This window comes from Halodurantibacterium flavum, assembly GCF_042681825.1.
In the GTDB taxonomy this organism is placed as follows: domain Bacteria; phylum Pseudomonadota; class Alphaproteobacteria; order Rhodobacterales; family Rhodobacteraceae; genus Halodurantibacterium; species Halodurantibacterium flavum.
The window spans coordinates 15459-39763 of record NZ_JBHUGH010000001.1; the positions used below are offsets into that span (position 1 = coordinate 15459).

At 63.0% G+C, this 24305-nt stretch carries 22 protein-coding genes and 2 pseudogenes; 4 read left to right on the forward strand and 20 right to left on the reverse strand.

What is annotated here, in order from left to right:
* Window positions 1-83: 83 nt before the first annotated feature.
* The 10 genes from ACFSGJ_RS00095 to ACFSGJ_RS00140 form a co-directional block, all read right to left on the reverse strand.
* Window positions 84-1409 carry an aspartate aminotransferase family protein gene (locus ACFSGJ_RS00095; protein ID WP_390258378.1) on the reverse strand — a complete coding sequence of 442 codons (1326 nt, stop codon included), beginning with the start codon at window positions 1407-1409 and terminating at the stop codon, window positions 84-86.
* Window positions 1410-1413: 4 nt separating this feature from the next.
* Entirely contained in the window at window positions 1414-2232 is an 819-nt protein-coding gene (locus tag ACFSGJ_RS00100; RefSeq protein ID WP_390258380.1) for a beta-keto acid cleavage family enzyme, read from the reverse strand.
* The gene (locus ACFSGJ_RS00105; RefSeq protein ID WP_390258382.1) at window positions 2229-3209 is read right to left on the reverse strand and encodes an ABC transporter ATP-binding protein; all 981 of its coding nucleotides are present in this window, start codon (window positions 3207-3209) and stop codon (window positions 2229-2231) included. Before ACFSGJ_RS00105 ends, ACFSGJ_RS00100 begins: the two co-directional genes overlap by 4 nt.
* The gene (locus ACFSGJ_RS00110; RefSeq protein ID WP_390258384.1) at window positions 3206-4183 is read right to left on the reverse strand and encodes an ABC transporter ATP-binding protein; all 978 of its coding nucleotides are present in this window, start codon (window positions 4181-4183) and stop codon (window positions 3206-3208) included. The genes ACFSGJ_RS00105 and ACFSGJ_RS00110 overlap by 4 nt, the downstream gene beginning before the upstream one ends.
* Complete coding sequence (locus ACFSGJ_RS00115) at window positions 4183-5658, reverse strand: M81 family metallopeptidase (RefSeq protein ID WP_390258386.1); 1476 nt, start codon at window positions 5656-5658, stop codon at window positions 4183-4185. Before ACFSGJ_RS00115 ends, ACFSGJ_RS00110 begins: the two co-directional genes overlap by 1 nt.
* A gap of 11 nt (window positions 5659-5669) precedes the next feature.
* Window positions 5670-6572, reverse strand: coding sequence for an ABC transporter permease (locus ACFSGJ_RS00120; RefSeq protein WP_390258388.1), 903 nt, complete (start codon window positions 6570-6572; stop codon window positions 5670-5672).
* Window positions 6565-7506, reverse strand: coding sequence for an ABC transporter permease (locus ACFSGJ_RS00125; protein ID WP_390258390.1), 942 nt, complete (start codon window positions 7504-7506; stop codon window positions 6565-6567). The genes ACFSGJ_RS00120 and ACFSGJ_RS00125 overlap by 8 nt, the downstream gene beginning before the upstream one ends.
* 59 nt (window positions 7507-7565) lie before the next feature.
* Window positions 7566-9134, reverse strand: a complete 1569-nt coding sequence (locus ACFSGJ_RS00130) for an ABC transporter substrate-binding protein (protein WP_390258392.1) — start codon at window positions 9132-9134, stop codon at window positions 7566-7568.
* A gap of 49 nt (window positions 9135-9183) precedes the next feature.
* Window positions 9184-10047, reverse strand: coding sequence for a MurR/RpiR family transcriptional regulator (locus ACFSGJ_RS00135; protein ID WP_390258394.1), 864 nt, complete (start codon window positions 10045-10047; stop codon window positions 9184-9186).
* Between the two features lie 274 nt (window positions 10048-10321).
* Window positions 10322-11287 carry an NAD(P)/FAD-dependent oxidoreductase gene (locus tag ACFSGJ_RS00140; RefSeq protein WP_390258396.1) on the reverse strand — a complete coding sequence of 322 codons (966 nt, stop codon included), beginning with the start codon at window positions 11285-11287 and terminating at the stop codon, window positions 10322-10324.
* Between the two features lie 516 nt (window positions 11288-11803).
* Between ACFSGJ_RS00140 and ACFSGJ_RS00145 the strand changes: the two genes are divergently transcribed.
* Complete coding sequence (locus ACFSGJ_RS00145) at window positions 11804-12952, forward strand: zinc-dependent alcohol dehydrogenase (protein WP_390258398.1); 1149 nt, start codon at window positions 11804-11806, stop codon at window positions 12950-12952.
* Window positions 12953-12962: 10 nt separating this feature from the next.
* Window positions 12963-13508: a hypothetical protein gene (locus ACFSGJ_RS00150; protein WP_390258400.1), complete on the forward strand. Its 546-nt coding sequence runs from the start codon at window positions 12963-12965 to the stop codon at window positions 13506-13508.
* 428 nt (window positions 13509-13936) lie between these two features.
* Here ACFSGJ_RS00150 and ACFSGJ_RS00155 read toward each other — a convergent pair whose 3' ends face one another.
* The 10 genes and pseudogenes from ACFSGJ_RS00155 to ACFSGJ_RS00200 all read right to left on the reverse strand — a co-directional run bounded on the left by ACFSGJ_RS00155 (window position 13937) and on the right by ACFSGJ_RS00200 (window position 22477).
* Complete coding sequence (locus tag ACFSGJ_RS00155; protein ID WP_390258402.1) at window positions 13937-14284, reverse strand: SPW repeat domain-containing protein; 348 nt, start codon at window positions 14282-14284, stop codon at window positions 13937-13939.
* Window positions 14285-14506: 222 nt separating this feature from the next.
* Window positions 14507-14708, reverse strand: a pseudogene (locus ACFSGJ_RS00160) (aminotransferase class III-fold pyridoxal phosphate-dependent enzyme); the annotation flags it as partial.
* 60 nt (window positions 14709-14768) lie between these two features.
* On the reverse strand, window positions 14769-16199 hold the full coding sequence (locus tag ACFSGJ_RS00165) for a C69 family dipeptidase (protein WP_390258403.1): 1431 nt from the start codon (window positions 16197-16199) through the stop codon (window positions 14769-14771).
* A complete protein-coding gene (locus ACFSGJ_RS00170; RefSeq protein ID WP_390258405.1) occupies window positions 16196-17191 on the reverse strand; it encodes an oligopeptide/dipeptide ABC transporter ATP-binding protein in 996 nt (331 codons plus the stop codon). The genes ACFSGJ_RS00165 and ACFSGJ_RS00170 overlap by 4 nt, the downstream gene beginning before the upstream one ends.
* Window positions 17188-18147 (reverse strand): ABC transporter ATP-binding protein, encoded by a 960-nt coding sequence (locus tag ACFSGJ_RS00175; RefSeq protein ID WP_390258407.1) that lies wholly within the window; start codon window positions 18145-18147, stop codon window positions 17188-17190. The genes ACFSGJ_RS00170 and ACFSGJ_RS00175 overlap by 4 nt, the downstream gene beginning before the upstream one ends.
* Before the next feature lie 8 nt (window positions 18148-18155).
* Window positions 18156-19004 carry an ABC transporter permease gene (locus ACFSGJ_RS00180; protein ID WP_390258410.1) on the reverse strand — a complete coding sequence of 283 codons (849 nt, stop codon included), beginning with the start codon at window positions 19002-19004 and terminating at the stop codon, window positions 18156-18158.
* Window positions 19001-19945: an ABC transporter permease gene (locus ACFSGJ_RS00185; RefSeq protein WP_390258411.1), complete on the reverse strand. Its 945-nt coding sequence runs from the start codon at window positions 19943-19945 to the stop codon at window positions 19001-19003. Before ACFSGJ_RS00185 ends, ACFSGJ_RS00180 begins: the two co-directional genes overlap by 4 nt.
* 84 nt (window positions 19946-20029) lie before the next feature.
* A complete protein-coding gene (locus ACFSGJ_RS00190; RefSeq protein ID WP_390258413.1) occupies window positions 20030-20212 on the reverse strand; it encodes a hypothetical protein in 183 nt (60 codons plus the stop codon).
* 51 nt (window positions 20213-20263) lie between these two features.
* A complete protein-coding gene (locus ACFSGJ_RS00195; protein ID WP_390258415.1) occupies window positions 20264-21610 on the reverse strand; it encodes an ABC transporter substrate-binding protein in 1347 nt (448 codons plus the stop codon).
* Between the two features lie 120 nt (window positions 21611-21730).
* The gene (locus tag ACFSGJ_RS00200) at window positions 21731-22477 is read right to left on the reverse strand and encodes a helix-turn-helix domain-containing protein (RefSeq protein ID WP_465262118.1); all 747 of its coding nucleotides are present in this window, start codon (window positions 22475-22477) and stop codon (window positions 21731-21733) included.
* A gap of 1050 nt (window positions 22478-23527) precedes the next feature.
* Here ACFSGJ_RS00200 and ACFSGJ_RS00205 point away from each other — a divergent pair.
* Together ACFSGJ_RS00205 and ACFSGJ_RS00210 are read left to right on the forward strand one after the other, a co-directional pair.
* The gene (locus ACFSGJ_RS00205) at window positions 23528-23815 is read left to right on the forward strand and encodes a transposase (RefSeq protein ID WP_390258418.1); all 288 of its coding nucleotides are present in this window, start codon (window positions 23528-23530) and stop codon (window positions 23813-23815) included.
* Window positions 23797-24183, forward strand: a pseudogene (locus ACFSGJ_RS00210) (transposase domain-containing protein); the annotation flags it as partial. The gene ACFSGJ_RS00205 and the pseudogene ACFSGJ_RS00210, both read left to right, overlap by 19 nt.
* Window positions 24184-24305: the final 122 nt, after the last annotated feature.

Below are 24305 nucleotides of genomic sequence, written 5' to 3' on the forward strand. Positions count from 1 at the left end.
CGCCACGAATATCCTGACACGGATGGATCATGGTTTCTCCGGAACAGCGGGTTACAAGAGGGCCCTTGCTCACACCCGCCTCATCAAGCGCCAACGGCCCCCTCGACAGCGATAGAAAGCTTCCGGACGAGTTCGTCGATTTCACTTTCCGAAATGATGAAGGGAGGCGCCAGAAGAACGTGGTCGCCGCGCCGGCCGTCTATGGTTCCGGACATGGGGTAGCAGATCAGGCCCTCTTCAAAGGCCCTTCGCTTCACACGGGCCGCGAGACCCATCGCAGGATCGAACGGTTCCTTGGTGTTCCGGTCCGCGACCAGTTCAATCCCGCGGAAGAGGCCGCGGCCGCGGATGTCGCCGACATGCGGGTGCTGCCCGAAAGCTTCGGCAAGCCGGTTTTGCAATACATCACCCATCAGCGCGGCACGTTCGACCAAACCACGATCAAGCAGCGCAGTCAGGACTGCATGCGCGGCCGCCGCCGCAACCGGATGACCCATATATGTGTGGCCATGCTGGAAGAACCCGGAGCCTGATGCGATGGCGTCGTGGATCTTTCCGGTGCAGAGCATCGCGCCAACCGGCTGATAACCCGCGCCCAACCCTTTCGCGATGCAGAGGATGTCCGGTGCAATCTCGTCGGTCTCGCAAGCATAAAGGCGCCCGGTCCGGCCCATACCGCACATCACCTCGTCAAGGATCAGCAGAACGCCGTATCGGTCGCAGATCTCGCGTATACGCTTGAAGTAGCCGTCGACGGCAGGGACCGCGCCTGCCGTCGCGCCCACCACCGGCTCGGCGAGAAAGGCAATGACGGTCTCTGGCCCGCAGGCCAGGATCTCGTCTTCCAAGGCCTGCGCGGCGCGCTGCCCGTAGTCCCATGCAGTCTCGTCATCTTCTCGGAGCCGGTATTCGTAGCAGGGCGGGATATGACTGACATCGAGCAGCAATGGCCCGAACTGTGCGCGGCGCCATTCGTTGCCTCCAGCCGACAAGGCGCCAATGGTATTGCCGTGATAGCTCTGCTGCCGGGCGATGATCCGGCTGCGGCTGGGCTGACCGATCTCGACGAAGTACTGGCGGGCCAGCTTTATCGCGGCCTCCATCGCCTCGGACCCGCCGGACACGAGATAGACACGCTCGAGATCGCCCGGCGCATGGGCGATCAACAGTTCGGCCAACGCCTCGGCGGGCTCGGAAGTGAAAAAGCCGGTATGCGCGAAGGCCAGCTTGTCCATCTGCCGCTTGACCGCCTCGGTGACCGCGACGTCACTGTGGCCGAGGCAAGAGACCGCCGCCCCCCCAGAGCCGTCGAGATAGCGCTTGCCACTGCTGTCGATCACATAGCACCCGTCGCCGCCGACCGCGGTCGGCAAGGTCTGGCGGCTGTTGCGGGGAAAGATCTTGGACATCGGCTCAAAGCTCCTGATCGGCATTGCGGGATAGGATGGCGCGCGCCTCGGCCGGCGTCGCGGGCCTGACGCCGATCGCGTGTGCAAGCGCCGCGGCATTGGCGACAAGGGCGGCATTGTCGGGGGCTATGCGACCATCCGGCAGGTGCAGGTTGTTCTCGAACCCCACGCGCACATGACCGCCAAGCGCAAAGGCCATCGCGGCACAAGCGGCTTCGGATTGGCCGAACGCGCAAACGCTCCAGAGGCTATCGGCAGGCCTGTCACGCAGTCGACCCGGCACATCCTGCGCGCGCGCCAATTCGGCCGGCTGATACCGGCCCAGGACGAAGAGCAGATTGAGCCGGCCGGACGGCACGATGCCGGCAGCTTGCCATGCCGTCAGCTGCTGAAGGTCGGCATCGTCGTAGAGAATGTGCTGGATCTCTGTGCCGGCGGCGGCGGCGTCACGATAGAGCCGTGATGCCACAGCGGCATCGCGCGCGATCTCACGCACGGACACGCTGGCTTGCGCGGGCGTCAGCCGGGCCAGGCATTCCGCCTGCGCTTCGGGGGCGTATCGCCCCGCGGCCTCGGTGGTGATCTGGATCACCATGTCCAGTTCCTCGAGCGCGGCAAGCGCCTCGGCGTAGAGACCACCGTCGAGGCTGTGCCGACCGTCACCATCCCGGACATGCAGGTGCAGCATAGCGGCACCGGCCTTGTAGCAAGCCCGCGCCTCGCGGAGAATTCCGTCCGGGGTGACAGGCAGTGCCGGATGGTCGGCGGACGTGCGCCGGGCGCCGTTGATCGCGGCGCAGATGATCGCGGAGCGTTCGGTCATGGTGCGGCCTCCAGCGGGTGGTGACACGCAAAACTGTTGGCCCCACACATCCGCAGCTTTGGCACTTCGCTGCGGCACCGTTCCGATGCGCGCGGGCAGCGTGTGTGGAAACGGCAGCCGGCAGGTGGCGAGATGGGGCTGGGGACGTCGCCCTTCAGCACGATGCGCTGGCGCCGCGCACCGGGACGGGGCCGCGGCACCGCCGAGATCAGGGCCTGGGTATACGGGTGGCGGGGGTTGCTGAACAGCGTCTCCTTGTCGGCAAGCTCGACAAGCTGCCCAAGATACATGACCGCAACCCGCGTCGCGATATGGCGCACGACGCTGAGATCGTGCGAGACGAAGACATAGGTCAGCTCATGTTCGGCTTGCAGGTCACCCAGCAGGTTGACGATCTGCGCCTGGACCGAGACGTCCAGCGCCGACACCGGCTCGTCCAGCACCAGCAGGCGCGGATTCAGCGCCAGCGCACGGGCAATGCCGAGCCGCTGGCGCTGGCCACCGGAGAACTCGTGCGGATAGCGGTCCAGATGAGCGGGCGCCAGGCCGACCTCGCTCACCAGCTGCCGGACGCGGGCCTCGCGCGTGCGGCGATCGGTGCCGGCGATGTCCAGCGGCTCGGCGATCAGGTCGCGCCCGCTGAAGCGCGCGTTGAGGGCGCTGTAAGGGTCCTGGAACACGATCTGGAAGTTGCGGCGCATGCGGCGCAGCTCTGCCCCGCGCATGGCTGCGATGTCCTGCCCGTCGAAGAGGATGCGCCCGCGAGTCGGCTCAAGCAGGCGCACCATCAGGCGGGACACTGTGGACTTGCCGCAGCCGGATTCCCCTACCAGCCCCAGCGTTTCACCACGCCGCAATGACAGAGATACATCATCCACAGCGTGAACCACGGGACGCGGCCCGCCCAGCAGGCGGCGCGCGCCCGAAGGAAAGTGCTTCGTCAGGTTCTGGACCTGAAGCAGGGGGGTAAGGGTCATCGTGCGGCCTCCCAGGGTTGGTGGCACAGGATGGCGTGGCCGGGGCCGATCTGCTCCACTGGGGGCGCAGAACGGCAGATGTCTGCTTCCGAGACGCAACGACCGCGGAACTTGCACCCCTCGGGCCATTCTGCGGGCTGAGGGACGGTGCCAGGGATGGCACGCAGGCGCTGGATCGCACCCTCGAGCTGCGGGATCGAATCCAGCAGGCCGCGCGTGTAAGGATGCCCCGGCGACTCGAACAGGGTATCCGTCGCGGCGCGTTCTACTACGCGACCCGCATACATGACGTTCACCCGATGCGCGAATTCGGCAATGACCCCCAGATCATGGGTGATGAGCATGATCGCCATGCCCATCTGCTGTTGGAGTTCGCCGAGCAGGTCCAGGATCTGGGCCTGGATCGTTACATCCAGCGCCGTGGTCGGCTCGTCTGCGACGATCAGGGCAGGTTTGCAGGACAACGCGATGGCAATCATGACGCGCTGGCGCATGCCGCCCGACAACTGATGCGGATACTCGTTCACCCGTTTCGCCGCCGAGGGAATGCCCACGACGTCCAACATCTCGACCGCCCGGCGCGTCGCGGCGCGGCGGCCAAGGCCCTCGTGCAGCATGACCGCCTCGCGGATCTGGTCACCGACGGTGAAGACCGGGTTCAGGCTGGTCATCGGCTCCTGAAAGACCATCGCGATCTCTCGGCCCCTGATGGCGCGAACCTGAGCTGTCGACATTTCCAGCAGATCCTGACCGCGCCACAGAATTCTGCCCGACCGGACTTGGGCGGATGCCGGCAGAAGACGCATCACAGCCGCGGCCGTCAGGCTTTTCCCGCAGCCGGACTCGCCGACGATGCCAAGCACCTCGCCCTCGTCGATCCGGAACGAGACGTCGTCAAGCACGGTGACCGGCTCGCCATTCGCCGCCGGAAAGGCGATGGTGAGATTCTCGACCTGAAGAAGTGGTTGCGACATCAGCCCGCCTCGCAGAACGGATAGATGTCGGCGCGGGGCACATTGCGGTACGGAAGCGTGGTGAGGTCGGCCGGCCCCCAGTCCGGCGTATCGACGATCACGATCTCTTCCGAAATGTCTTCCCAGACCGCGCGGAAATGGGTCTTCGAGCGCAGGACGACGATCCCGAAATCTTCCGGCTTCAATCCAAACTCGGTGAAGGGGTCAGTGTCGATGCAGGTGACAGGCGTTTCCGTGACGATGACGTCAATGCCGGCGACCCGAAGATGCGCGGCAAGACCAAGATTGATCCGGCTGTTACGACGCATGGGCCCGGTGCCGATATAGGTTTTCGGACCCGCCCAGATGATCTCGGCTTCCACCTCGACCGGTCCGCCGGCCCGCGGGTCGGAGTGGCCCCCGATGCGGAAGGTCATGCTGGCGCCGGCCCCGGCCTCGACCGCCTGACGGGCGGTGATCGGATCCCATAGGTAAGGAACCGCGACGCGCTTGACGCCCTCCTGAAGCAGCGCACGCAGGACATGGGTGCTGTCATTCATCCGGTCGGCATGCTCGAGGATGACGACCGGGCGCGTCGCGTTCCTGGCACTCGCCACCGCATGGTCGATGCCCTTGCCCAGCGGCACGGCGAAGCCCGGCTTGTAGATCGCGACCCGCTCAGCCCAGATGGCATCGGAAAGCGCTTGCGCCTGATCGCGTGCAAGATCCGCATCGCCATCGGTCACGACGACCACCGAAAAGCCGCAATTGGGCACGTCGGCATAGGAGAACCCCGCGAAGACGGAAACATCCAGGATGCCAGGCACCTGCGAGGGCAACTCGATCGAACGTCGCACGAACCCGGCGAGTGGCTCAAGCGAGGTCGCGCTGAGGATCGACGGCACCATCAACCCCGGCCGGACGAGGGCTGTGACCGGGCGGATTTCCCCCCTGAGGGTCCGGGCCATGCAGCGCCCCGCACGCCGTCCCGTATCGCCCATGTCGATATGCGGCGAGAAATGGTAACCGAAGGTCGCATTGGCGGGGGCAACGGAAGCCCCGTCCAGATTTGCATGGTAGTCGAGCGCCAGGATCAGCGGAACGTCCGGCCCGATCGCCGCCCGCACCCGCGTCGTCAGGTCGCCGTCCGGGTCCGTCCTGCTGGGCGTCGTCAAGGCGCCATGCAGGTGCAGCAGCACGCCATCGATACGCCCGGCCCCGGCGCGGAGCGCCTCCACGATCATCTCGGCATAATGCTCGAAGGCCGCCTCCTCGGCCGGGCCGCGTGCGCCCGCCTCGGTCTGGACGATGGGCAGCATCTCAAAGCCCGCCTCCTCGCAGGCGTCGATGAAACCGCCCATCACGGTGTTGGTACCGCGAAAGCGGTCCAGAATATCGTCCCCGCGGGCCTCGAAATGCTCGAAATCGGCGATGCTGGTCAGGCCGGGCAGAAAGCTGACCGATTCCAGGTTGAAGCCGGCAAGGGCGATGCGCATCGGCTGCTCCTTCATGTCTTGGTTTTCTTGGTGGCGGTCGAGGCAAGGTCACGCGGATCGAACATGTCGCGCACCGTGTCCCCCAGCATGTTGAAGGCCAGCACCGACAGCGTCAGCATCAACCCGGGGGCGACCGCCAGCCACGGCGCCTGCAGAACATAGCTCAGCCCGTCGCGGATGATGTTGCCCCAGCTTGCATCGGGCGGCTGCACGCCAAGGCCCAGAAAGCTGAGGCTGGCCTCTTCGCGGATGGCGCTTGCGATGCCCAGCGTGCCCATCACGATGATCGGTCCCATGATGTTGGGAAAGACGTGGCGGGCCATGATCCTGAGGTCGCTGGCCCCGAAGGACCGGCTGGCCGAGATGAACTCGTTGTTCTTCACCGTCAGCGTCATCGACCGCGCCAGCCTGATGAAGGACGGGATGCTGGACGCGCCGATGGCCACGATCAGGACGGGCAGCGACGATCCCAGCAGCGCCACGATCATCAGCGCCAGCAGCAGCGAGGGGAAGGACAGCATGATGTCGACGCACCAACCCGTCACGCGGTCGAACCACCCCATCCAGAAACCGGCCATAATGCCGATGGGAATGCCGATTGCCATGGCGAACAGAACCGCCACCACGCCGACGGTCAGCGCGGGCCGCGTGCCCCAGATCAGGCGGCTGAGGACATCGCGGCCATAATCGTCGGTGCCCAGCCAGTGCACGGTGCTTGGCGGCCGGAGGGTGTTCAGCAGACTTTGGGCCTTGGGGTCATAGGGCGCGATCACCGGCGCGAAAACCGCCACGACCACCAGCGCCAGGATGATCCCCAGCCCGATCATTGCACCGCGGTCGCGGGCGAGGATGCCGAAGGCGCGGCCGGCGCGCCTGGGCCGCCGGGCGCTTGCGGATGTTGCAAGTTCACTCATATTTCACCCGTGGATCGAAAAGCGCATAGCTGAGATCGACAAGGACGTTCACGACCACGACCACGAAGGCGAACATCATCAGCCCCGACTGGATCAGCGGGTAGTCCCGGGTCGAGATCGCACCCACCAGCAGCTTGCCGAGACCAGGCCGGTTGAACACCGTTTCGGTGAGGATCGCCCCGCCTAGCACGGTGCCGGTGTAAAGCCCCATTGCCGTGATGACCGGGATCATGATGTTGCGCAGAACATGCTTGTAATAGACCTTGCCTGCCGTCAGCCCCTTGGCGTGCGCCGTGCGGACGAAGTCCTGGCCCATCACCTCCAGCATGCTGGAGCGCGTCAGCCGAGTAATGTAGGCGGCCTGAATGATTCCCAGGCTGAAGGCCGGCAGGACCAGCTTCCACAGATGCTCGGCCAGCGTTCCGTCGTTGATCGTATGCATGACCGGAAACCAGCCAAGCCCGAGCGAGAAGACGAGCAGCAGGACGATGCCCAGATAGAACGCCGGCATCGAGAAACCCAGCAAGGCGAAGAGCCTGCCCGCCGAGTCGACCCATGTGTTGCGGTAGATGGCGGTGGTGACGCCAAGCGGTATCCCGATGGCCGCGCCCACCAGCAGCGCCGAAAGCGCCAGCGTCAGCGTATAGGGAAACAGCGCAAAGATCTGGTCGGCGACCGGCTGATTGGTGACCAGCGACCGCCCCAGATCGCCCTGAAGAAGGCCTGCCATGAAGCCCAGATACTGCTCGGCCAATGGCCGATCGAGGCCCATCTGGACACGGAAAGCCTCGATCGCGGCAGGGGTGGCGTAGTCGCCCAGAACGACTTCCGCCGGATCGGCGGGGACGACGCGCATCGCAAAGAAGACGATGGTCACGACAGCCCACATGATCCCGACCGCGGTCAGCAGCCGCTTGATTGCATAGTTCAGCATGACGGTTCCTTTGCCCGTGGCTGCGCCCCGCCAGATGGCGGGACGCAGGACCGGCGGGCTTAGCGCAGCAGGCGCGCGTCCTCGGTCACTTCGTAGATCGAGCGGCTTTTCGTCTCGAAGCCCAGGTCGAGGCGCGGGCTGCGCGCCAACGCATAGTTGCGGGTGTAAAGTGGAACGACCGCGATCTCGTCCATGATGACCCGCTGCGCCTCCGCCCAGAGCTCGATCTGACGCTCTTCGTCCAGCTCGAACTGGGCCTCTTCGATCAGTTCGTCGACGGAAGGTCCGATCTGCCCCAAATGGGAAAAGTTGGTGATCGCGCCCGGTTGACCAATCGCAGCCTCACTGTGGAAGAACTGGGTCAGGTAAACGGTGCCATCCAGCGGATAGCGGAACGCCCCGTATAGCACGACCGGGTTCTGGTTTTCGCGGATGACACGGTGATAAGTCGGATGGTCCACGACGTTCAGTTGCAGATCAACGCCGATATTGCGCCACATCTCCTGGATCACCTGCATCGGGGGAAGGTAGATGTCCGAGTTGCTCATCGCCACCGACAGGGACAGCCCGTCCCCGTGGCCAGCTTCGGCGAGCAGTTCGCGCGCGCGGTCGGGATCGAAATCCAGTTGCCGCACGTCTTCGGTATGTCCGATATAGCCGGCGGGCAGCGGGCTGTTCTCGACATAGGCAAGATCCGCGCCGAAGAAGTTCGCCAAGGCCGCACGGTCGGTCCCCAGAGCCAGCGCCTCGCGAACGGAAGGATCCGAAATCGGATCGAGGCTCATGTTCATGTGCAGAGTGAACATGTTCGCGGGGGCTGTCAGATCGACTTCCATGCCGTTCGAGCGCATGCGGTCAACGGCGTCCTGACGGGCGGGAATATCGCTCGCATGGATTTCGCCCGCGATCAGGGCCAGCTCCCGCGTTGCGGCGTCCGGCATGAACTGCACGACCAGCCGCTCGACCGTCGGCACGCCGCCCCAGTAGTCGGGGTTTGCCGCCAGCGAAAAGCTTTCGCGGGCGCGATATCCCTCATGTTGGAAGGGGCCGGTGCCGATCGGATGGGTGCGAGCGTCGATCCCGTCCTCGGCGGCGGCGCGGGACATGATGTAGCCGATGTTGTTGTTGACGAGCAGGGCGGGAAGATTCGGAACCACGCCGTCGGTCGTGATGCGGACGGTCAGATCATCCACCGCTTCAACCGACAGAACCGGGTCGAGAAGACCGGCATGGGGCGAGGGATTGTCAGCGTCGCGCACCCGTTCCAGCGTGAAGACGACGTCGTCTGCGGTGAAAGGCCCGTATCCATGGTGCCACTGGACCCCTTCGCGCAGTGTGAAGGTCCACACTTCTCCGCTCTCGTCGACCTCCCACGCCGTGGCCAGCGCGGGCTGCAATTCAGCCGCATCCATGGTTCCTTTTGGAAAGCGGACCATGGCCTCGTAGACAGCGGCGAAGATCGGCCATTCCCCCGTGCCGACAGAGAAATGCGGATCGATGGTGCGAATGTCGTCCACACCGACCCCGATGCGCACCACCTGATTGTCCGCGAGGTCCTGGGCCAAGACCCCAGCAGCCGTGGAAAGGGCGATAATGGATGCCGCCCCCAATCGCAGAATATGTCTCATGTATTTCTCCCTGTTATATCGTTGTGCTGCGGCGTCGTCGCGCGGTTCTTCAGCGGTAGGCGCCAAGGACCTGAAGCTGCGCCTCTCTTTGCTCTATCGCGGCCACGGCCTTTGCCCCATCCGCCGCGGCAATCAGTGCGATGAGCGCCTGCGAGATAGATTGCGCGGCGATGATTGACTGGAAGAGCGCAGGCCCCTCGTTTGCCGCCACGAAAAGATGCGCCGCATGCTCTGCCAAAGGTGAGATGGGGCTGTCGGTGATCGCAAGCACGGCCACGCCAGCCTTGACCGCCTGCTGCGTCAACTCGACCGTTTCGGCGCTGTAGGGCGCGAAGCCGACCGAGACCAACATGTCGCGATGATCCAGGCCGATCAGAGGCGTCGACAGCCCGACACCGTTATCTGACATGAGCTGGCCATTGTCCCTGATCGTGCCGAACGCATAGGCCATCGAGAACGCAACCGGATAGCAGCTGCGTCGGCCAAGGAAGCAGACCCGCCGAGCCGCTCGAAGGGCTGAAACCGCCACCTCTAGCTGCTCCGGCATGATGGCATGCCAGCTGCGCTGGAGATTGCGTTCATCCATGGCCATCGCCTCGCTGATGATCTGTCGCAAGGCCTCGTGGCCAGGCCGCGATGCCAGGCTCCGCGCCCTGGCTGTCAGCGGTCCTTCGTCGCGGTTCCGAACCCGTGCCTGAATTTCATCACGGAGTTCGTTCCAATCGGCGTAGCCGAGCCGGCGAACCAGCCGCAACATCGTCGGGGCCGTCACCTCAGCCTTCACGGACAAGGCGCGCATCGACGACATCGCTATCTCATCGGCGTTGCTCAGCAGATAGCGCAGTGCCCGCACCAGTTGCGGGCTTAGGTCAGACTGATGGCGCTGCGCCCGCTCTTGAAGTTCGCTACTCAAAGGTGCCCCAGTTGAAACATATGTTTCTTTAGATCAAACAACCGAAACAAATGTTTTGATTCGCTGCAAGGTTTTTTTTGGCAACGACATCTGCTTGGGGCCTGATGTGCGGCAGATCGGGACGCTGGAACGCGTGCAGGGTACCGTCGTCCACGACGGCATCGTCCGGACGGCTCCAGGAAGCGCCCGAAGCTGCGGATAGTTGCCGCTGATCTTCAGTCCGGGACCACCAGCCACGCAACTTCGCCCGCCATAGCGTATCGAACGTGCCTTCCTACGGCTGATCGGGGGCAGGAAGGACGCGGCCCTCGGCCTTTCGCAGCAGATTATGAACGCGTGTCGCGGCAATTTCGGCCTGGGCCATTGCGACGCCGATCTGGTTGAGGCCCGTCACCACATCGCCCGCGGCAAGAATGCCGGGAACCGAGGTCTGCTGCCGGGCGTCCGTCAGAATGCGGCGGTCTTCATCGACCCGGACCCCCAGATCCCGCGCCAATCCGCTGTGCGGATCGGAGCCAAGGCCGGAATAGATCGCGGCGAAATGCCGGCCCCTGCCCCCAGGCCCCTGCATCAGAACCCCGTCGTGGTGGAAATCCCAGTCCCAACCCGAAGCCTGCTCGATCCCGATCCCCGCATCGGACAGTGCTGCCCGGTCCCTCGCCGACAGGACAAGAGGCTGGCCAAGCGTCAGCAACGTTATCTCGGGCGAGTAATGGCGCAGGAACAGCGCTTCGCTTGCGGCATGACGGTCGGCGCCGATAACTCCGACGGGTTTGCCGGTCAACTCGAACGCATCGCAGACGGGACATAACCGGAGGCGACCCGAAGTGATAGCCTCAGTCGCCCCCGCAATCGACGGAAGCCGGTCAGTGACCCCTGTGGCAAGGATCACCTGCCGCGCGGGGATCGGCGCCCTGCCCATAACCTCAAACCCCTGCCCCGGCAGATGCGCAACGCGGATGACCTTTTCCTGCAGAACGCTGACACCAAGGTCGGTCAGCTGGCGGCGCATCCGGTCAAGCAGTTCCTCTCCGGGAATTCCCGCTGGAAAGCCGGGATGGTTATGCGATCTCGGGATCAGCGCCGCGCGACTGCCCCCCGCGTCGATGACCAGAACGCGCCTGCGGAACCGCGCCAGATAGATGGCCGCAGTCAGACCCGCAGGGCCGCCGCCGATGACGATGCAGTCAAGCATCGCCGAGGTTCGCCCGGCAGGATGGGAGGAAGACCGTGCGCTCATGTGCCCTGGTTGCCTCCTGCAAGGGGATCGGGATGATCGGCCGGTCGAACATCATGCTGCCCGCGCCGGTCAGGTCATGGGCGCGGCGCCACCAGCCGGGGACGTTGCATCTTGCTGTGGGCCGGACGGGGCCTCGGGTTTCGAGGGGGCGTTTCAGGTAGCGTTCTTCCGTTGGCGGAGTGGCCTGTCACGCGACGTCGAGCCTTGCTGCATGGTATCGCGAATGCGGGCGATCTGAAGGTCGGTAACCGCGAATGGGGCGCAATGTTCCGGCGCCTTCAGAATAACGGCGGCGGCGCGGGAATGCTGGAACAAGGGCGGCGCCTGCCTGTTCTGCTCCCCATGGCATGCGCGTCCTGACGAAGACGGCGCCGTCGCGTGCGCCGATCAGAACGGGCAGGAGGAGGTCGGGACCAATCAGGCTGAAGCGCGGAAGACGGCCAACGCCAAGATGCGGGCCAGGCCGGCCGGAGGACCCCCGGCACACCGGACAAACAAGCGACAAGGAGACGCAACATGCTCGCAGCCGACTATCGGGGACCGTACCGTATACGCGTCTCCCACAAGCCCGAGCCGGAGATACTTCATCCACGGGACGCAATCGTCCGGGTCACGCGGTCCTGTGTCTGCGGATCTGACCTGCATCTCTACCATGGGCTGGTGCCGGACACCCGCGTCGGCATGACCTTCGGCCACGAGTTCTGCGGCATCGTCGAGGAAATCGGCAGCGAGGTCGAAAGCATCAAGCCCGGCGATCATGTGCTGGTGCCGTTCAACATCGCCTGCGGCCAATGCCACTTCTGCAAGCAGGGACTTTTCGGCAACTGCCACGAGGCGAATGCCCAGGCCACGGCTGTGGGCGGCATCTATGGCTACTCGCATACGGCGGGCGGCTATGACGGCGGGCAGGCACAGTATGTGCGCGTACCTTATGCCGACGTCGGTCCGACGCTGATCCCCGACTGGATGGACCCGGACGATGCCGTGATGCTGACCGATGTCGTGCCGACCGGCTACCAGGCGGCCGAGATGGGCGGCATTGCGCGCGGCGACACCGTGGTCGTCTTTGGCGCCGGTCCCGTCGGGATCATGGCCGCCCGCTGCGCCTGGCTCTTCGGCGCCGGGCGGGTCATCGTCATCGACCGGGAACCCTATCGGCTGGACTTCGCCCGCAGCTACTGCCCCGCCGAGGTCTATGACTTCCGCGAGATCCCCGACATGGCGGTGTTCATCAAGAAGCAGACGGATTCCCTTGGCGCGGATGTCTGCATCGACGCCGTTGGTGGCGACGCTGCCGGGAATGCGCTGCACACCCTCTTTGGCGCAAAGCTGAAGTGGCAAGCCGGTTCGGCCATCCCCCTGCACTGGGCGATCAACTCGGTCAGGAAGGGCGGGATCGTGTCGATCGTCGGTGTCTATGGGCCGACCGGAAACATGGTGCCGATCGGCAATGTCGTGAACAAGGGCATAACGATCCGGGCCAATCAGGCGTCGGTCAAGCGGCTGCTGCCCCGGCTGATCGAGCATGTGCGCAACGGGCTGATAGACCCGAAGGCGCTGATCACGCACCGCCTGTCGCTTGAAGATGTGCCCGATGCCTATCGCCTGTTCTCCGGCAAGCTGGATGGCTGCATCAAGCCGGTGCTCTATCCCAACGGATCGTAAGGAGGTCGTCATGGCTGATACCCAACCGCAAGAGCATCGTGTCGATCCCGCCGGCGTCCCGGGCTGGGGCGTCGACAGCGATCCCCGGAACGATCCGACCTATCCGTACCGGCTGCGGACCGAGGAGGGCGGACGAACCATGGACTGGACCCGACCCCCGTTGCAGCCGCGCTCGGTCGAGATCCTTCGCTCGATCGAGCACAACCGCCTGCCTGCCGTGACAGGAACCTCGTCCCCTCCGCGCGGGCTCAGCGGCGTCCTCCGGAGGGCGGCCTTCGCCTATAGCGAGTCCGACTGGCGGCACTGGCTTATCCTGCTGGGGGCGGACAGGCTGAACATGGCCGAGGGCGTCGTCGATGACCTGTCGCGCGGCAGCATTCCAAACGTCCCGCGCGAAATGGGCCTGCGCGCGGACTGGCAGTTCAACAGGACGAACCTGCTCCGGAAGGTGGCGGTTGCAGCTTCCATATCCGCTGCGGCCTGGCTGCTCTGCAAACGGAGGGACGGAACCCGGCAGGCCGGCCGTGCGCGTCGCTCGGCCGGGGCGCATCGCTGATCGCGTCCCGTGGCGTTCGGAGGCTCGGATCAGACGGATACCGGCCCCATGATGGCTCCGGCTCCGGCTCCGAAGATGTGAACAAACTGGCCACGGCGGACAGTGTCATCCGCTGGCTGATCCTGCGGTCGCCGGTTTTCATCGGCACCGCCTAACGGTTTTTTGCCGGGCGCGGCAAACATGGGGTCAGGTTGTTCGACGCCTAGGGGGAACCGGACCGGTTGTCGGGCTGAACATGATGCTACTGAAGGATGAGATCACGCAGCAGGAGAACCCCATGATCTTCCGGCCCTCTGAAGGGTAGCGCGCCGGTGTTTCGGCCGTTGGACACCGCGCCTCGTCAGCTCCTCGAACTCAAGATGGCGAGGAATTCTCCGGTGCGGAACGCTGTGCGCCCCATGCGGAAAGACCTCGATGGCGGCGAACAGTCATTCGGCCCGTTCCTCCCGTCTGGTCAACAGCGGCACGACGATCTCCAGCAACCCCACCAGAAGGTGCGGCCACCAGATCACAGGCGCAAAGCCGAAGAGCCAGGGCGAGACAGCCAGCAGCGCCCCACTCCCCATGTCCACGGCCAGATGGACCTTCAACGGGATAATCTTGCTCAGGCTGAGTTCGTAGCGGGTGAGCAGGCTCATGACGATGGTCATGGCGCCCAGCACTTGCGGCAGCCATTGCTCGACACCGCCGGTAGCGAAGCCGAACACATAAGGCGCGACGATCAGCACTGCGCCTGTGACGTAATCGAGAATGCCGTGGGTTCTGGTGTCGATCATGGCGGAACTCCCTCTGGGGGCCGACAACCGGCTGGCGCGCCGGGAGTTCCTGTAAAAGTTCTTGCTGCCAGCGCATCCCGCAAACCGAACTGAGCCCCGCTTGCGCCCGCCGCGGAAGGCGGGCCGCTCGATGCGCAGGAACAGTCCCCGATCGCCGACCGGCGGAACCTCCAATGTAGTCCCCATGGAGAAGATCCATTCCGATAATCACCATGGTCCAATGAGCCGATTGGCCTCGGCCGCATCCGAAGTTAAAAAACCGGTATGGGCAAAGGCAAGCCGGTCAAGCTGCGCGTGCAGCGCCGCGCGCACATGCGGGTCAGAATGGTCAAGGCAGGAAACCGCCGCCCCGCCCGATCCGTCAAGAGCGCCTTCCCGACGCATCGATGATAGAGCAACCTTCGCCGCTATCGGCGACGGCCAGCGTAGCGGCCGTCGTTCTGCCAAAGACATGTCTGCCATGGTTCTTTCCTCCGCGCGGCGCTTACCAGATCTGGGCCGGCCCCCTGTAGGTCTGATGGTCGAGGTTTAGCTTGCCGCCGACCCGCAGCATGGCTTCGAGGCCACGCAACAGATGACCTGCCTCGTCCAGCGTCATGAGCAGGCACGCGCGGACGTGTTGATCCAGTAGCCGCGTCGCCAGCCGACCTTCACCTGCATCAATCAGCACTTCGGCAGAACGCAGGACATCGGCAAGCTCGGCGGCAAAGCGCGCTTCATGTCCGCGCCAGTGCTTCTGGACGATGGGAAGCATCGTTTCGTGATCCTGGAACACTGCGTGCATCAGATGCTTGAATATCTGCATCGCCGAGCGGGTGATCTCGGCCCCTTGCGGAACGCTCGAGACCGAGTTGGGCCGCGCGATTACCTTGCGACGGTCATGAAACCGCGCTGCCTCTCCAGTGGTCAAATAGCGATGGGGCCCATATTCGGGGGGAACTTCAGTCATGCCCATGAACACTGGCACATGCGGCGCGGTGACCGGACCGATTGGGGCATGCCACATCACTCGCAAGGCATCGTGCCGCGGGTGGACCAATGGCACAACCTGTCCATAGCCCGCCGTATCGCCGGTCAGCCTTTCTGTCGCAATGGCCCAAACAACATCGTCAAACGCGATCTTTTCGGGTCGCGCGGCGCGGGCGCGCAACTCATCCTCGATCCAGGCGACCCCGTCCCAACGGCCCTTGCCGTCACCGTAAACCGCGTTGGGGTTGAATTGCCCTTGTGCGGGATCATACCAACCCAGCTGGATCGCGGTCGCGATGAAATGATCTGGAAACTGGAAATCCGCATTGGGCTGGGCGGGAATAGCGGTGATATAGCCGGGGCGCGAGGCGCGGATACTGTCGGGGCCCAGCCGTTCGGCCACCCACAGTCGCAAGCCGCCGGGGTATTGTAGAACCACCCAAGCCTCATCTGGATCGGCGATGATGTGCGAGTTGCCGCCATAGCAGGAATAGCCATGTTCCGCGATCAGCGCGCCGATCAGGTCCACGCCCTCGCGGGCGGTGCGGGCGCGTTCCAGCACAAGGCGCGCCAGATCGGAATAGGTCGGGCCGGTCTGATCTGTCGGGGTCATGGCGATCAGTTCCGGTCTGCCTGGGGACCAGATATCTCGAACCGCTACTCCGTGTTCGTTCAGCCCGCCATTGGTAATCGGCGCGGGTACACCAAGAAAATAGCTGTAGCTGACGCGCAGGTGTCTCGACGTCTCAGGCACTTGTGGAATATCGGTCCGGTGACCGGGCATTTCGGCCGTGGCATCCACCCCAACCGTCACCGTCGACCCGGTTGGATGACTGGCGCGCGGGACAACTTCCAGCCAATGGCTCGACGGCTCATCGCCATAGCCTGCCAGCCAGCCGTGGCCGGCCGCTGCATGATTCTTGCCGATGTAGATGCCGTAACTCATGGCCGTGATCCGTTGTCATTCTGCAGTGGAAAATGGCAGGCGGCGTGGGTGCTGCCTGCTGATGGTACCAGTAAGGGCGCGCGCTGCGCACATTCCGGGCGTGCATGGCTGCACCGGGGATGAAACTCGCATCCTGAGGGGCGGTCGCGCAGGCCAGGCGTTTCGCCGCGCAACCTGATCCGGGCGCGGCGTGCCCGCGGATCAAGTTCGGGGTTAGCTGACAGCAGAGCCGCAGTATAGGGATGTGCCGGAGCAGCGAGTACGGCTTCGATCGGGCCGATTTCCACGATGCGCCCCAAATACATCACTGCCACCCGGTCCGCGACATGACGCAGGATGTTCAGGTTGTGGGTGATGATCAGGGTGGCCAGCCCGTCCCGAACACGGTTCCGGTTCAGGAGATTGAGGATCTCTCCCTGGATCGAGACATCAAGCCCGGCTGTAGGCTCGTCCGCAAGGATCAGCGCAGGGTTTAACGACAGCGCCCTCGCCACGCCGACCCGGCGGGCCTGCCCACCCGACAATTCATGCGGATAGCGCGCCAGAAACTGCGGCCCCAAGCCAGCCATCGCCAAAACCTGCGTTGCCGTTTCTGTCGCGTTCTCAAGTGGCAGGCCGTGAATGATGCGCGGCTCCAGCACCAGATCGCGCACGCTCTTGCGCGGTGAAAGTGATCCGACCGGGTCCTGGAACATCATCGCCATCTCGCGGCGGACAGCTGTCCAGTCCGGACCATTGTGCAGCGGATTGCCCCGGAACCACGCTTCTCCTGATGCAATTGGCAGCAGACCATTGATCGCGCGCGCCAGTGTGGTCTTGCCGGACCCGCTTTCCCCCACGATGGCCAAGGTCTCGCCGCGCATCACATCCAGCGTGACACCGGCAACAGCCTGGACACTGCGCTGATCCTTCGGCGCGAATAATCCGACAATACCTTGGGCCACTGGAAAGCGTACGACAACGTCGCGCAGACGCAAGACGGGCTCCGTCATGACTGGCTCCGCTCTGTATGATGGCAAAGGGCCCAGTGTCTCACCCCCGCCCACGCCCGTGGCGGCTCTACCGCACAACCGGCGTCCGCCCGCCCGCAGCGAGCGCGGAAGATGCACCCCGGCGCCAGATCGATCAGCGATGGCAATGTGCCCGGGATCGACGGCAGTTCTGCCACGCGGGTTTTCAGCCGTCCCGGATCGCATTCGATCAGCATGGCCGTGTAAGGATGTGCGGGGGTTGCAAACACCTGATCCACCGGCCCTTCCTCGACCGATTGACCGGCATACATCACGACCGCCCGATCACAGAGTTCCGAAATGACCGCGAGGTGATGACTTACGAACAGGATTGCGCAGCCGATTTCCTTTTGCAACTCGCGCAGCAACTCGATGATCTGCACCTCAAGTGTCGCATCCAGCGCCGTTGTCGCCTCGTCCGCGATCAGGAGCCGGGGTTGCATCAGCGCAGCCATCGCGATGGCAACCCGCTGACGCATACCGCCTGACAATTCGTGCGGATAGTTCTGCAGCCGCGCTTGCGGGTCCGGCAAGCCAACTCGGCCCAGCATGGCAGCGGACCTTTGGTCTTTTTCAGCCCGGCTGATGGGCTGGCGATACTGGATGTCGCGCATCTGGCGCCCGATGGTCAGCACCGGGTTGAGCGCGGTCATCGGATCTTGAAACACAACCGCGATGTCCTGCCCGCGCAAAGCCCGCAGCCGCGCGGCCGATGCGCCCATCAGTTCCTCGCCAGCAAATTGAATGCTGCCCCCGGTCACCGATGCGTTCGCCGGCAAAAGGTGCAGCAGCGCCGAAATCAGAGTGGATTTTCCACAGCCTGACTCGCCCGCTACTCCGACGATTTCCCCCTCATTGACCTGCAAGGACACTTCGCGCAATGCTTTGAGCATACCATGATCGGTCTTATAGGCGATGCTGAGATCCTGAATGTCCAACAAGACTGTCACGATGTTTTCCGAAGTTTGGGGTCCAGCTGGTCACGCAGCGCCTCGCCCAGGAAGGTGAATGCCAGCGTGACAAGGATAAGCGGGATGCCCCCTGCGATGATGATCCAGGGCGTAGATCGGATGAAATCAAACCCGTCCTTCAAAGTTGCGCCCCAGCTTGGCGTCCCGGGCGGAACACCAACACCCAGAAAGCTCATGCCAGCTTCGATGGTAATGACAACCGGCAGATTGATAGCTGCAAGAATGAAGAACGGCCCCATCGTGTTTGGCAGGATGTGATGCAGGATGATCCGGGCCGAAGACGCACCCATCGACCGCTCGGCCAGGATGAATTCGGCATTGCGCAGGGTCAGGGTCTGGGTGCGTACGACACGCGCATATTCAGAGAACGAGGTCAGCACCACGACAATGATCACGGTCCCGATGCCGCGTGGCATCAAGGCGGCAAGCGCTAGGGCCAGGATGATGGTCGGATAGGCGCGCAGTGTGTCAAACATGAACAGAAGCGCATTGTCGAGCCAGCGCGGGCCAAAGCCTGCAATCATTCCCAGGACCAGTCCGATCAGGCCAGAAATGCCGACAGCGACGATCCCGACCGTCAGCGCAATGCGCCCGCCTTGCAGCAGACGCGAAAAGGTATCACGGCCGAGATTGTCAGTCCCCAACCAGTAGGTCGCCGAGGGTGGCGCAAAGCGATCGGCCATGTGCATGGCTGCGTAGTCATACGGTGCAATCCAGTCGGCAAGCAGCGCCATCGTCACCATCATCACAATGATGATCATGGCGATCAATGCCAGTGGGTCGGACGCAAGCCGAGTAAGGAGGTTTCGTGGCGGGCGGATCATCTGCCGGCCCTCTGGCGGGGGTCAAGCACAATGTTCACCAGATCAGCCAGCAATGTGCAGGCAACAAAGAAACCGATGGCCACAAACATAGCGCCCATCACCACCGGATAATTGCGTCCGGAGACGGATTCGAAGATCAGGCTGCCCAGTCCTGGCCGCGAGAACACAATTTCGGCAAAGACCGCGCTGGACAACATGCCGCCAATCCCGACGCCCAAAACCTGAACGGCCGGCAAGATCGCCACACGCAGGGCATATTTGTAAATCACCACGCGGCGCGGCAGGCCAAAGGAGCGCGCTGTCCGGATATAGCTTTCACCCAAGGTCTCCAGCATGGAGGCCCGCACGATCCGCGCGATATACCCCACCCAGGAAATGCCGATGGCGAAAGATGGCAGGACCAGATGCCAGATACGGCTGCCAAGATCGCCTGTCTCGCCCGCCCCGATGGTAGGGAACCAGCGCAACATGACGCCGAAGATTAACAGGCTATACAGTGCCACGACAAAGGACGGTGCAGCCAGCAATGCCACGGACACGACCCCCGTAATGCGGTCCAGCCATCCTCCCCGCCGGTCTGCCGAAAACGCACCAAGCACAATGCCGAGCGTTGCCGCCCAAGAAATTGCGCAAAAAATCAGCGCAACCGTATGCGGCAATGCCGAGAAAATCGCCGACGCAACGGAACGGTTGCGGGCATAGTCGGTCCCCAGTTCGCCGGTTAACAAACGCCCCCAAAGCTGCACGATCTGAACGACAAGTGGATCATCCAGCCCCATCTGCGCGCGAAAATCCGCCCGCATCTCGGGTGTCGAACGCGGCCCCAACAAGATTGTCGTCGGATCGCCAGGGAGTGAGACCATTATTGCGTAGAGCCCGCTGGTCGCGACCAGCATGATGCAAATGGCCAGAACAACCCTCTGGGCTATGTACTTCAGCATCGCACGTCGCCTTTGCAGTCAAAGCTGGTTTTTTCGGATCACGACATGGTCAGCCGGGCGCGATAGCCCGGCTGACTGCGCCGATCAGGCTGAACGGAAAAGATGCACCAGCGGTGTTCCATCAGGTCGCGTCGCCGGAATGATCGACACGTCATAAAGATTTGGCGTCACACCATGTGTGATGAACCGGTAGCCGCCCGATTCCTCCATCAGGTCCTGCATGCGCTGATACATCGTGTCGCGCTTTGCGGGGTCTGTCTCGATCATTGCAGCCTCGTGCAGAGCATCGAACTCAGCGTTGGAAAACTGTTCCCAGTTTCAGTTGCCAATCTCGGCGGTCGTGAACCATGCGGTCGCATAGAACGGATCAGGCGTCATCGAGAACCGCTTCATCACGAGCTCCACCGTCTCCCAGCGGTCGCCGTCCGAGGCAACGCCCAGGGTCCAGAATGACCCGGATTCATGCACCTCGATCACCACGTCGATTCCTGCCTGCGCCATCGTCGCCTGAAGCACCTGTGCAGCCGTCGTGAAAATCACATTGTTGAGCACGTTCAGCGTGATTTCAAGCCGGTCGATCCCCGCCTCGGTCAAGAGTTCCCGCGCTTTGGCATAGTCGGCCTGCGGCGGGATGAGGCTTGCCGCGCGATGCCCGATCAGCCCCGGCGCAATGATGCCGGTCGATGGATCGGCGACGTTGTAATAGGATGCTTCCATGATACTCGGCACGTCGATTGCGTGCTGAATTGCCATGCGCACCCTCTCGTCGGCGAATTTGGGATGCGCAAGGTTCAGACCGATCCACACATAGGCCAATGCAGGATGTACCTTCAATTCGGTGCCTGCGGGTGGATTAGCCTGCACCCGTGCAACCGAGCCCGGCCCGATAGAAGTAAAGTTGAGATCTCCGGCCTCCTTTGCGATCTCGGCCGAGGCTTCGTCGACGACGAGGATCAGATCGACCCGCTCGAAATCCGCAGGTGTCCCGCCAAAATCGGGGTTGCGCTCCAGAACCCACCGTTCGCCCGGACGGTGCTCCTTCACCCGGTAGGGCCCACTCACAGTGGGCGGAATGGCGGTCACGATACGTCCACCTGCAGCCTCAACGGCCTTTTTGCAGACAATGTTTCCGGTGATATATGGCAACGCAATGGTCCACAGCGGAGCAAAGGGCTTCTCCAGGTGGATGAACCCGCTGTGCGTACCCGTCACCTCCACATGGCTGAACGATCCCAGGTCTGCCAGGTTACGGGCCTTCATTTCGGGGTCCTTGGTGCGCTCCAAGGAAAACTGGACATCCTCAGCTGTAATCTCACCGAAACCGTCCGACCACATCTGCCCTGTCTTGAGGGTAAATGCGATCTTCAGCGGATCAACCTGTTCAATGGTGTCCGCGAGGTCGAGATCATAGCCCCATTCGGCACCCGGCTTGTATTGGATAAGCTTGCGATAGAGGCAATTATACAGCATCTCATCGGGCAATCCCGAAGCATCGATCGGGTCAAAATCATCGGCCTCGACGTAAAGCCGCACGTTCAATTGCTTTCCACCTTCGCTGGCCCAAACGGTAACGGGCGCAAGCTGCGCGGCAGATAACGCGGCCAATCCGCCCAAAAGCTGACGGCGGCTGAGATTGGGCAGATGGTGTCTGATGTCGCGTGTCATCGCGGCTACTCCCTGTGGGTGATTATTTTTTACCAAGCTGAGGCGAGGACCGGATTTCGATCAATTGCGCAAGCTATTGCAATTTGCCGCGAGATAACGCCGAAGTCGCGTCACTTTGCGTCAGATCGGAAGCTCTGTGGCTGTCAGCAACTGCGGCACATCAGATCCGGCCATCAAGGTGCGCACAATACGGGTCGGGATCTCCGGGCTGGAGGGCAGGTGAATCCCCGTGCGACGCAACGCAGCAGACGGTTTGCAGTTCGGCAATCGTTCCAGAAAAACAGGCGATGCAAAGGGCGCACGGGCTGTGCGGCCTTGCACGCCCAGGGTCATGCCCGACAGGAAGCGCACCTCGGGGGTCGGGGACGGAAACAGGATGGTTTGGGAAATCGATCTCAGCTCTTTGGCGTTGTGGTCGATGATGAATATCCGCCCGGCAAGCGACAGCGCCACCCCCGAATAACGCACGAAATGAGACCTGCCCAGTGGACTCTCTTCGGGCTGGATCCTTTCAACAAGGCGCGTGAAGTAGACGTCCTTACGTTCCGAGATACGCAGAAGCGAACAACGAATCATACCCGGCCGACTGGGCGTGAAATAGTAGTAAAGATAATATCCGCAGTAAGGTCTCAGCAGGTCCACCGACGTCGTGAACATGCGATCCAGCGTCGCGGCTGCTGGCCCCAATGCGCGCATCAGATGCTGTGCCCGCGGGCGAAGAACTACCATATCCGCAAATCGGGACGGCGGAGCGAGCAGTTCATCCTCATCCACGCCAAAATGGTCGCAGATCAGCCGCATGTTGCGAGGCGATGGGTGCGATGTGCCACTCAGATATTTGGTGAACTGCTGCCGATTGATCCCCATGTCCCGACAGGCGTCAGAGATCGACGGAGCGTAGCTGCACAAGAGCTTCAGATTATGGACAAGATTCGTTCGCGTCATCTTGCGACAAATACACGGCCTTCATGCATAAGTCTCGCTGCCAGGGATTCCGAACAGCGTCAAATCGCTCCAGATCGACGTCAGCCGTTCACAACCGCTTGCACCCCATCCCGTCCGTTTCTCAAAATGGACGGCGAGTGACCCGTGACGGCATCCCATCCTTGTTCAAGGTCGATGGGTAGCCGCGTGTCGCGCTGTCCCTAAATCTGGCACATGGCGAGTTGGTCAGCGTTGGTTGCTCTTAAATGCGATATTTAGATGCCAGTATGTCGGCGCCTTTCGTCAGTTCGCAGAACAATCCGGTCAACTGCGGCAAGAAGACGAGGCTCCTTTTCAAACGCACGAAGCACGGCAACTCCTGCATACCCGTCGATGCCGACGCTGAACATTGCCGCTTGAACAGAGGCCGTGATTGAGCCGCGTCGAGTGCGGCAGGGCAGAAAAGTCTCACGTCGGGCCTGGGGCTTTGAAGGGCGAAGGCCACATCCGCGCGAACAGATCAGAGCCCTTGGCATACGTGACCACCAGCATGGCGCGCGGAAATCTGTTGGTTCAGTTGGATCTCACAGCGCTTTCAAGCAACACTGTCCCGCTTCGGCGCGACGCGCCAGCTTTTCGGGTGTTTGGTCGCCATCAGGCTTGACGACGATCGAAAGGAGCCGGTTGCCGCAATCTGGCAATCAAACGCCCATGCTTGCTGCCATTGCTTCACGTTATGGCGCGTAGTGAGCTGGGGCACGACTGGGACCTGCGCGTCATCAGGGCGTCGGTTTGCCCAAAGGTAAGAGATTGAACGAAACCGGTGGTCCCGCCCCACGTTGCGGCTGATGGCTTCGGCTGCCAGATGATACCCGTCTCATGGTGGGGGTGCCCTTCGCAATGTGTCGCGACTAATTCGTTTCTCAGATCGTTGGGCGTCGAGATCTACGCGTCCGGTCATCGGCGATGGACTGAGGCCGCAAGGCGCGGGCAGTGGCTGATACGCTGGAGCCCAGTGCCACGGTGAATGCGGTCGCCGATCGATATGACATCCGGCCCAACCAACTCTCCGCCTGGCGACGGCTGCCGAAGCAGCGCAAGCTCGTGCTGCCTGCGGTCAAGGTCGAAGAGCCTGTATTTGCGCCGCTCGTCGTCCGCGATGAGGCCCAGAACACCGCGGGTCCGAAGGTGCCGATGGACGTGGCGCCGATCTTGATCATTCGAGGCACGGTTGTGATCGAGCTCGCGCATGATGCTCCGGCCATCTCGTGGCCGAGCTGAACCATGCCGTCCATGGAAAGCGATCCGAGAAACTGGGCGAGGATGAGCGGCAACTGGTCTTCGAGGACCTGGAAACGGCCATTGCCGAGGTCGAGAGCCGGGAGGATCAGGCTGCACCCTCCACGGCAACACCGCGCCGGTCACGTCATCGCAACCTCGGCCATCTGCCCGAGGACCTGCCGAGGATCGAGCGTGTCATCGAACCAGAAAACCTCGACTGCCCCTGTGGCTGTGGCCGGATGCACCGGATCGGTGAGGACCGAGCTGAGCGGCTGGACATCGTGCCGGCGCAGATCGGGGTGCTGGTCGACATCCGACCGAACTATGCTTGCCGCACCTGCTCGGACGGCGCCACTCAAGCCCTCGCCGCGCCGCGACTGATCGAGGGCGGGCCCTCCCGGATGCGCTGCGGCCTCTTCAACAGCTGGAAGCGGCCAATGTTCGTGCACGACCAGATCATCGTCTTTCTAGTGGCTCATCCACGATGTTC

Bases quoted from the DNA above. Each gene is read 5' to 3' on its own strand.
- ACFSGJ_RS00170 (WP_390258405.1), bottom strand. From the start codon at position 17,191: ATGACGGAGCCCGTCTTGCGTCTGCGCGACGTTGTCGTACGCTTTCCA.
- ACFSGJ_RS00115 (WP_390258386.1), bottom strand. From the start codon at position 5,658: ATGCGCATCGCCCTTGCCGGCTTCAACCTGGAATCGGTCAGCTTTCTG.
- ACFSGJ_RS00140 (WP_390258396.1), bottom strand. From the start codon at position 11,287: ATGAGCGCACGGTCTTCCTCCCATCCTGCCGGGCGAACCTCGGCGATG.
- ACFSGJ_RS00150 (WP_390258400.1), top strand. From the start codon at position 12,963: ATGGCTGATACCCAACCGCAAGAGCATCGTGTCGATCCCGCCGGCGTC.
- ACFSGJ_RS00155 (WP_390258402.1), bottom strand. From the start codon at position 14,284: ATGATCGACACCAGAACCCACGGCATTCTCGATTACGTCACAGGCGCA.
- ACFSGJ_RS00095 (WP_390258378.1), bottom strand. From the start codon at position 1,409: ATGTCCAAGATCTTTCCCCGCAACAGCCGCCAGACCTTGCCGACCGCG.
- ACFSGJ_RS00120 (WP_390258388.1), bottom strand. From the start codon at position 6,572: ATGAGTGAACTTGCAACATCCGCAAGCGCCCGGCGGCCCAGGCGCGCC.
- ACFSGJ_RS00110 (WP_390258384.1), bottom strand. From the start codon at position 4,183: ATGTCGCAACCACTTCTTCAGGTCGAGAATCTCACCATCGCCTTTCCG.
- ACFSGJ_RS00200 (WP_465262118.1), bottom strand. From the start codon at position 22,477: ATGGGGATCAATCGGCAGCAGTTCACCAAATATCTGAGTGGCACATCG.
- ACFSGJ_RS00190 (WP_390258413.1), bottom strand. From the start codon at position 20,212: ATGATCGAGACAGACCCCGCAAAGCGCGACACGATGTATCAGCGCATG.
- ACFSGJ_RS00195 (WP_390258415.1), bottom strand. From the start codon at position 21,610: ATGACACGCGACATCAGACACCATCTGCCCAATCTCAGCCGCCGTCAG.
- ACFSGJ_RS00165 (WP_390258403.1), bottom strand. From the start codon at position 16,199: ATGAGTTACGGCATCTACATCGGCAAGAATCATGCAGCGGCCGGCCAC.
- ACFSGJ_RS00180 (WP_390258410.1), bottom strand. From the start codon at position 19,004: ATGATCCGCCCGCCACGAAACCTCCTTACTCGGCTTGCGTCCGACCCA.
- ACFSGJ_RS00185 (WP_390258411.1), bottom strand. From the start codon at position 19,945: ATGCTGAAGTACATAGCCCAGAGGGTTGTTCTGGCCATTTGCATCATG.
- ACFSGJ_RS00125 (WP_390258390.1), bottom strand. From the start codon at position 7,506: ATGCTGAACTATGCAATCAAGCGGCTGCTGACCGCGGTCGGGATCATG.
- ACFSGJ_RS00130 (WP_390258392.1), bottom strand. From the start codon at position 9,134: ATGAGACATATTCTGCGATTGGGGGCGGCATCCATTATCGCCCTTTCC.
- ACFSGJ_RS00100 (WP_390258380.1), bottom strand. From the start codon at position 2,232: ATGACCGAACGCTCCGCGATCATCTGCGCCGCGATCAACGGCGCCCGG.
- ACFSGJ_RS00105 (WP_390258382.1), bottom strand. From the start codon at position 3,209: ATGACCCTTACCCCCCTGCTTCAGGTCCAGAACCTGACGAAGCACTTT.
- ACFSGJ_RS00145 (WP_390258398.1), top strand. From the start codon at position 11,804: ATGCTCGCAGCCGACTATCGGGGACCGTACCGTATACGCGTCTCCCAC.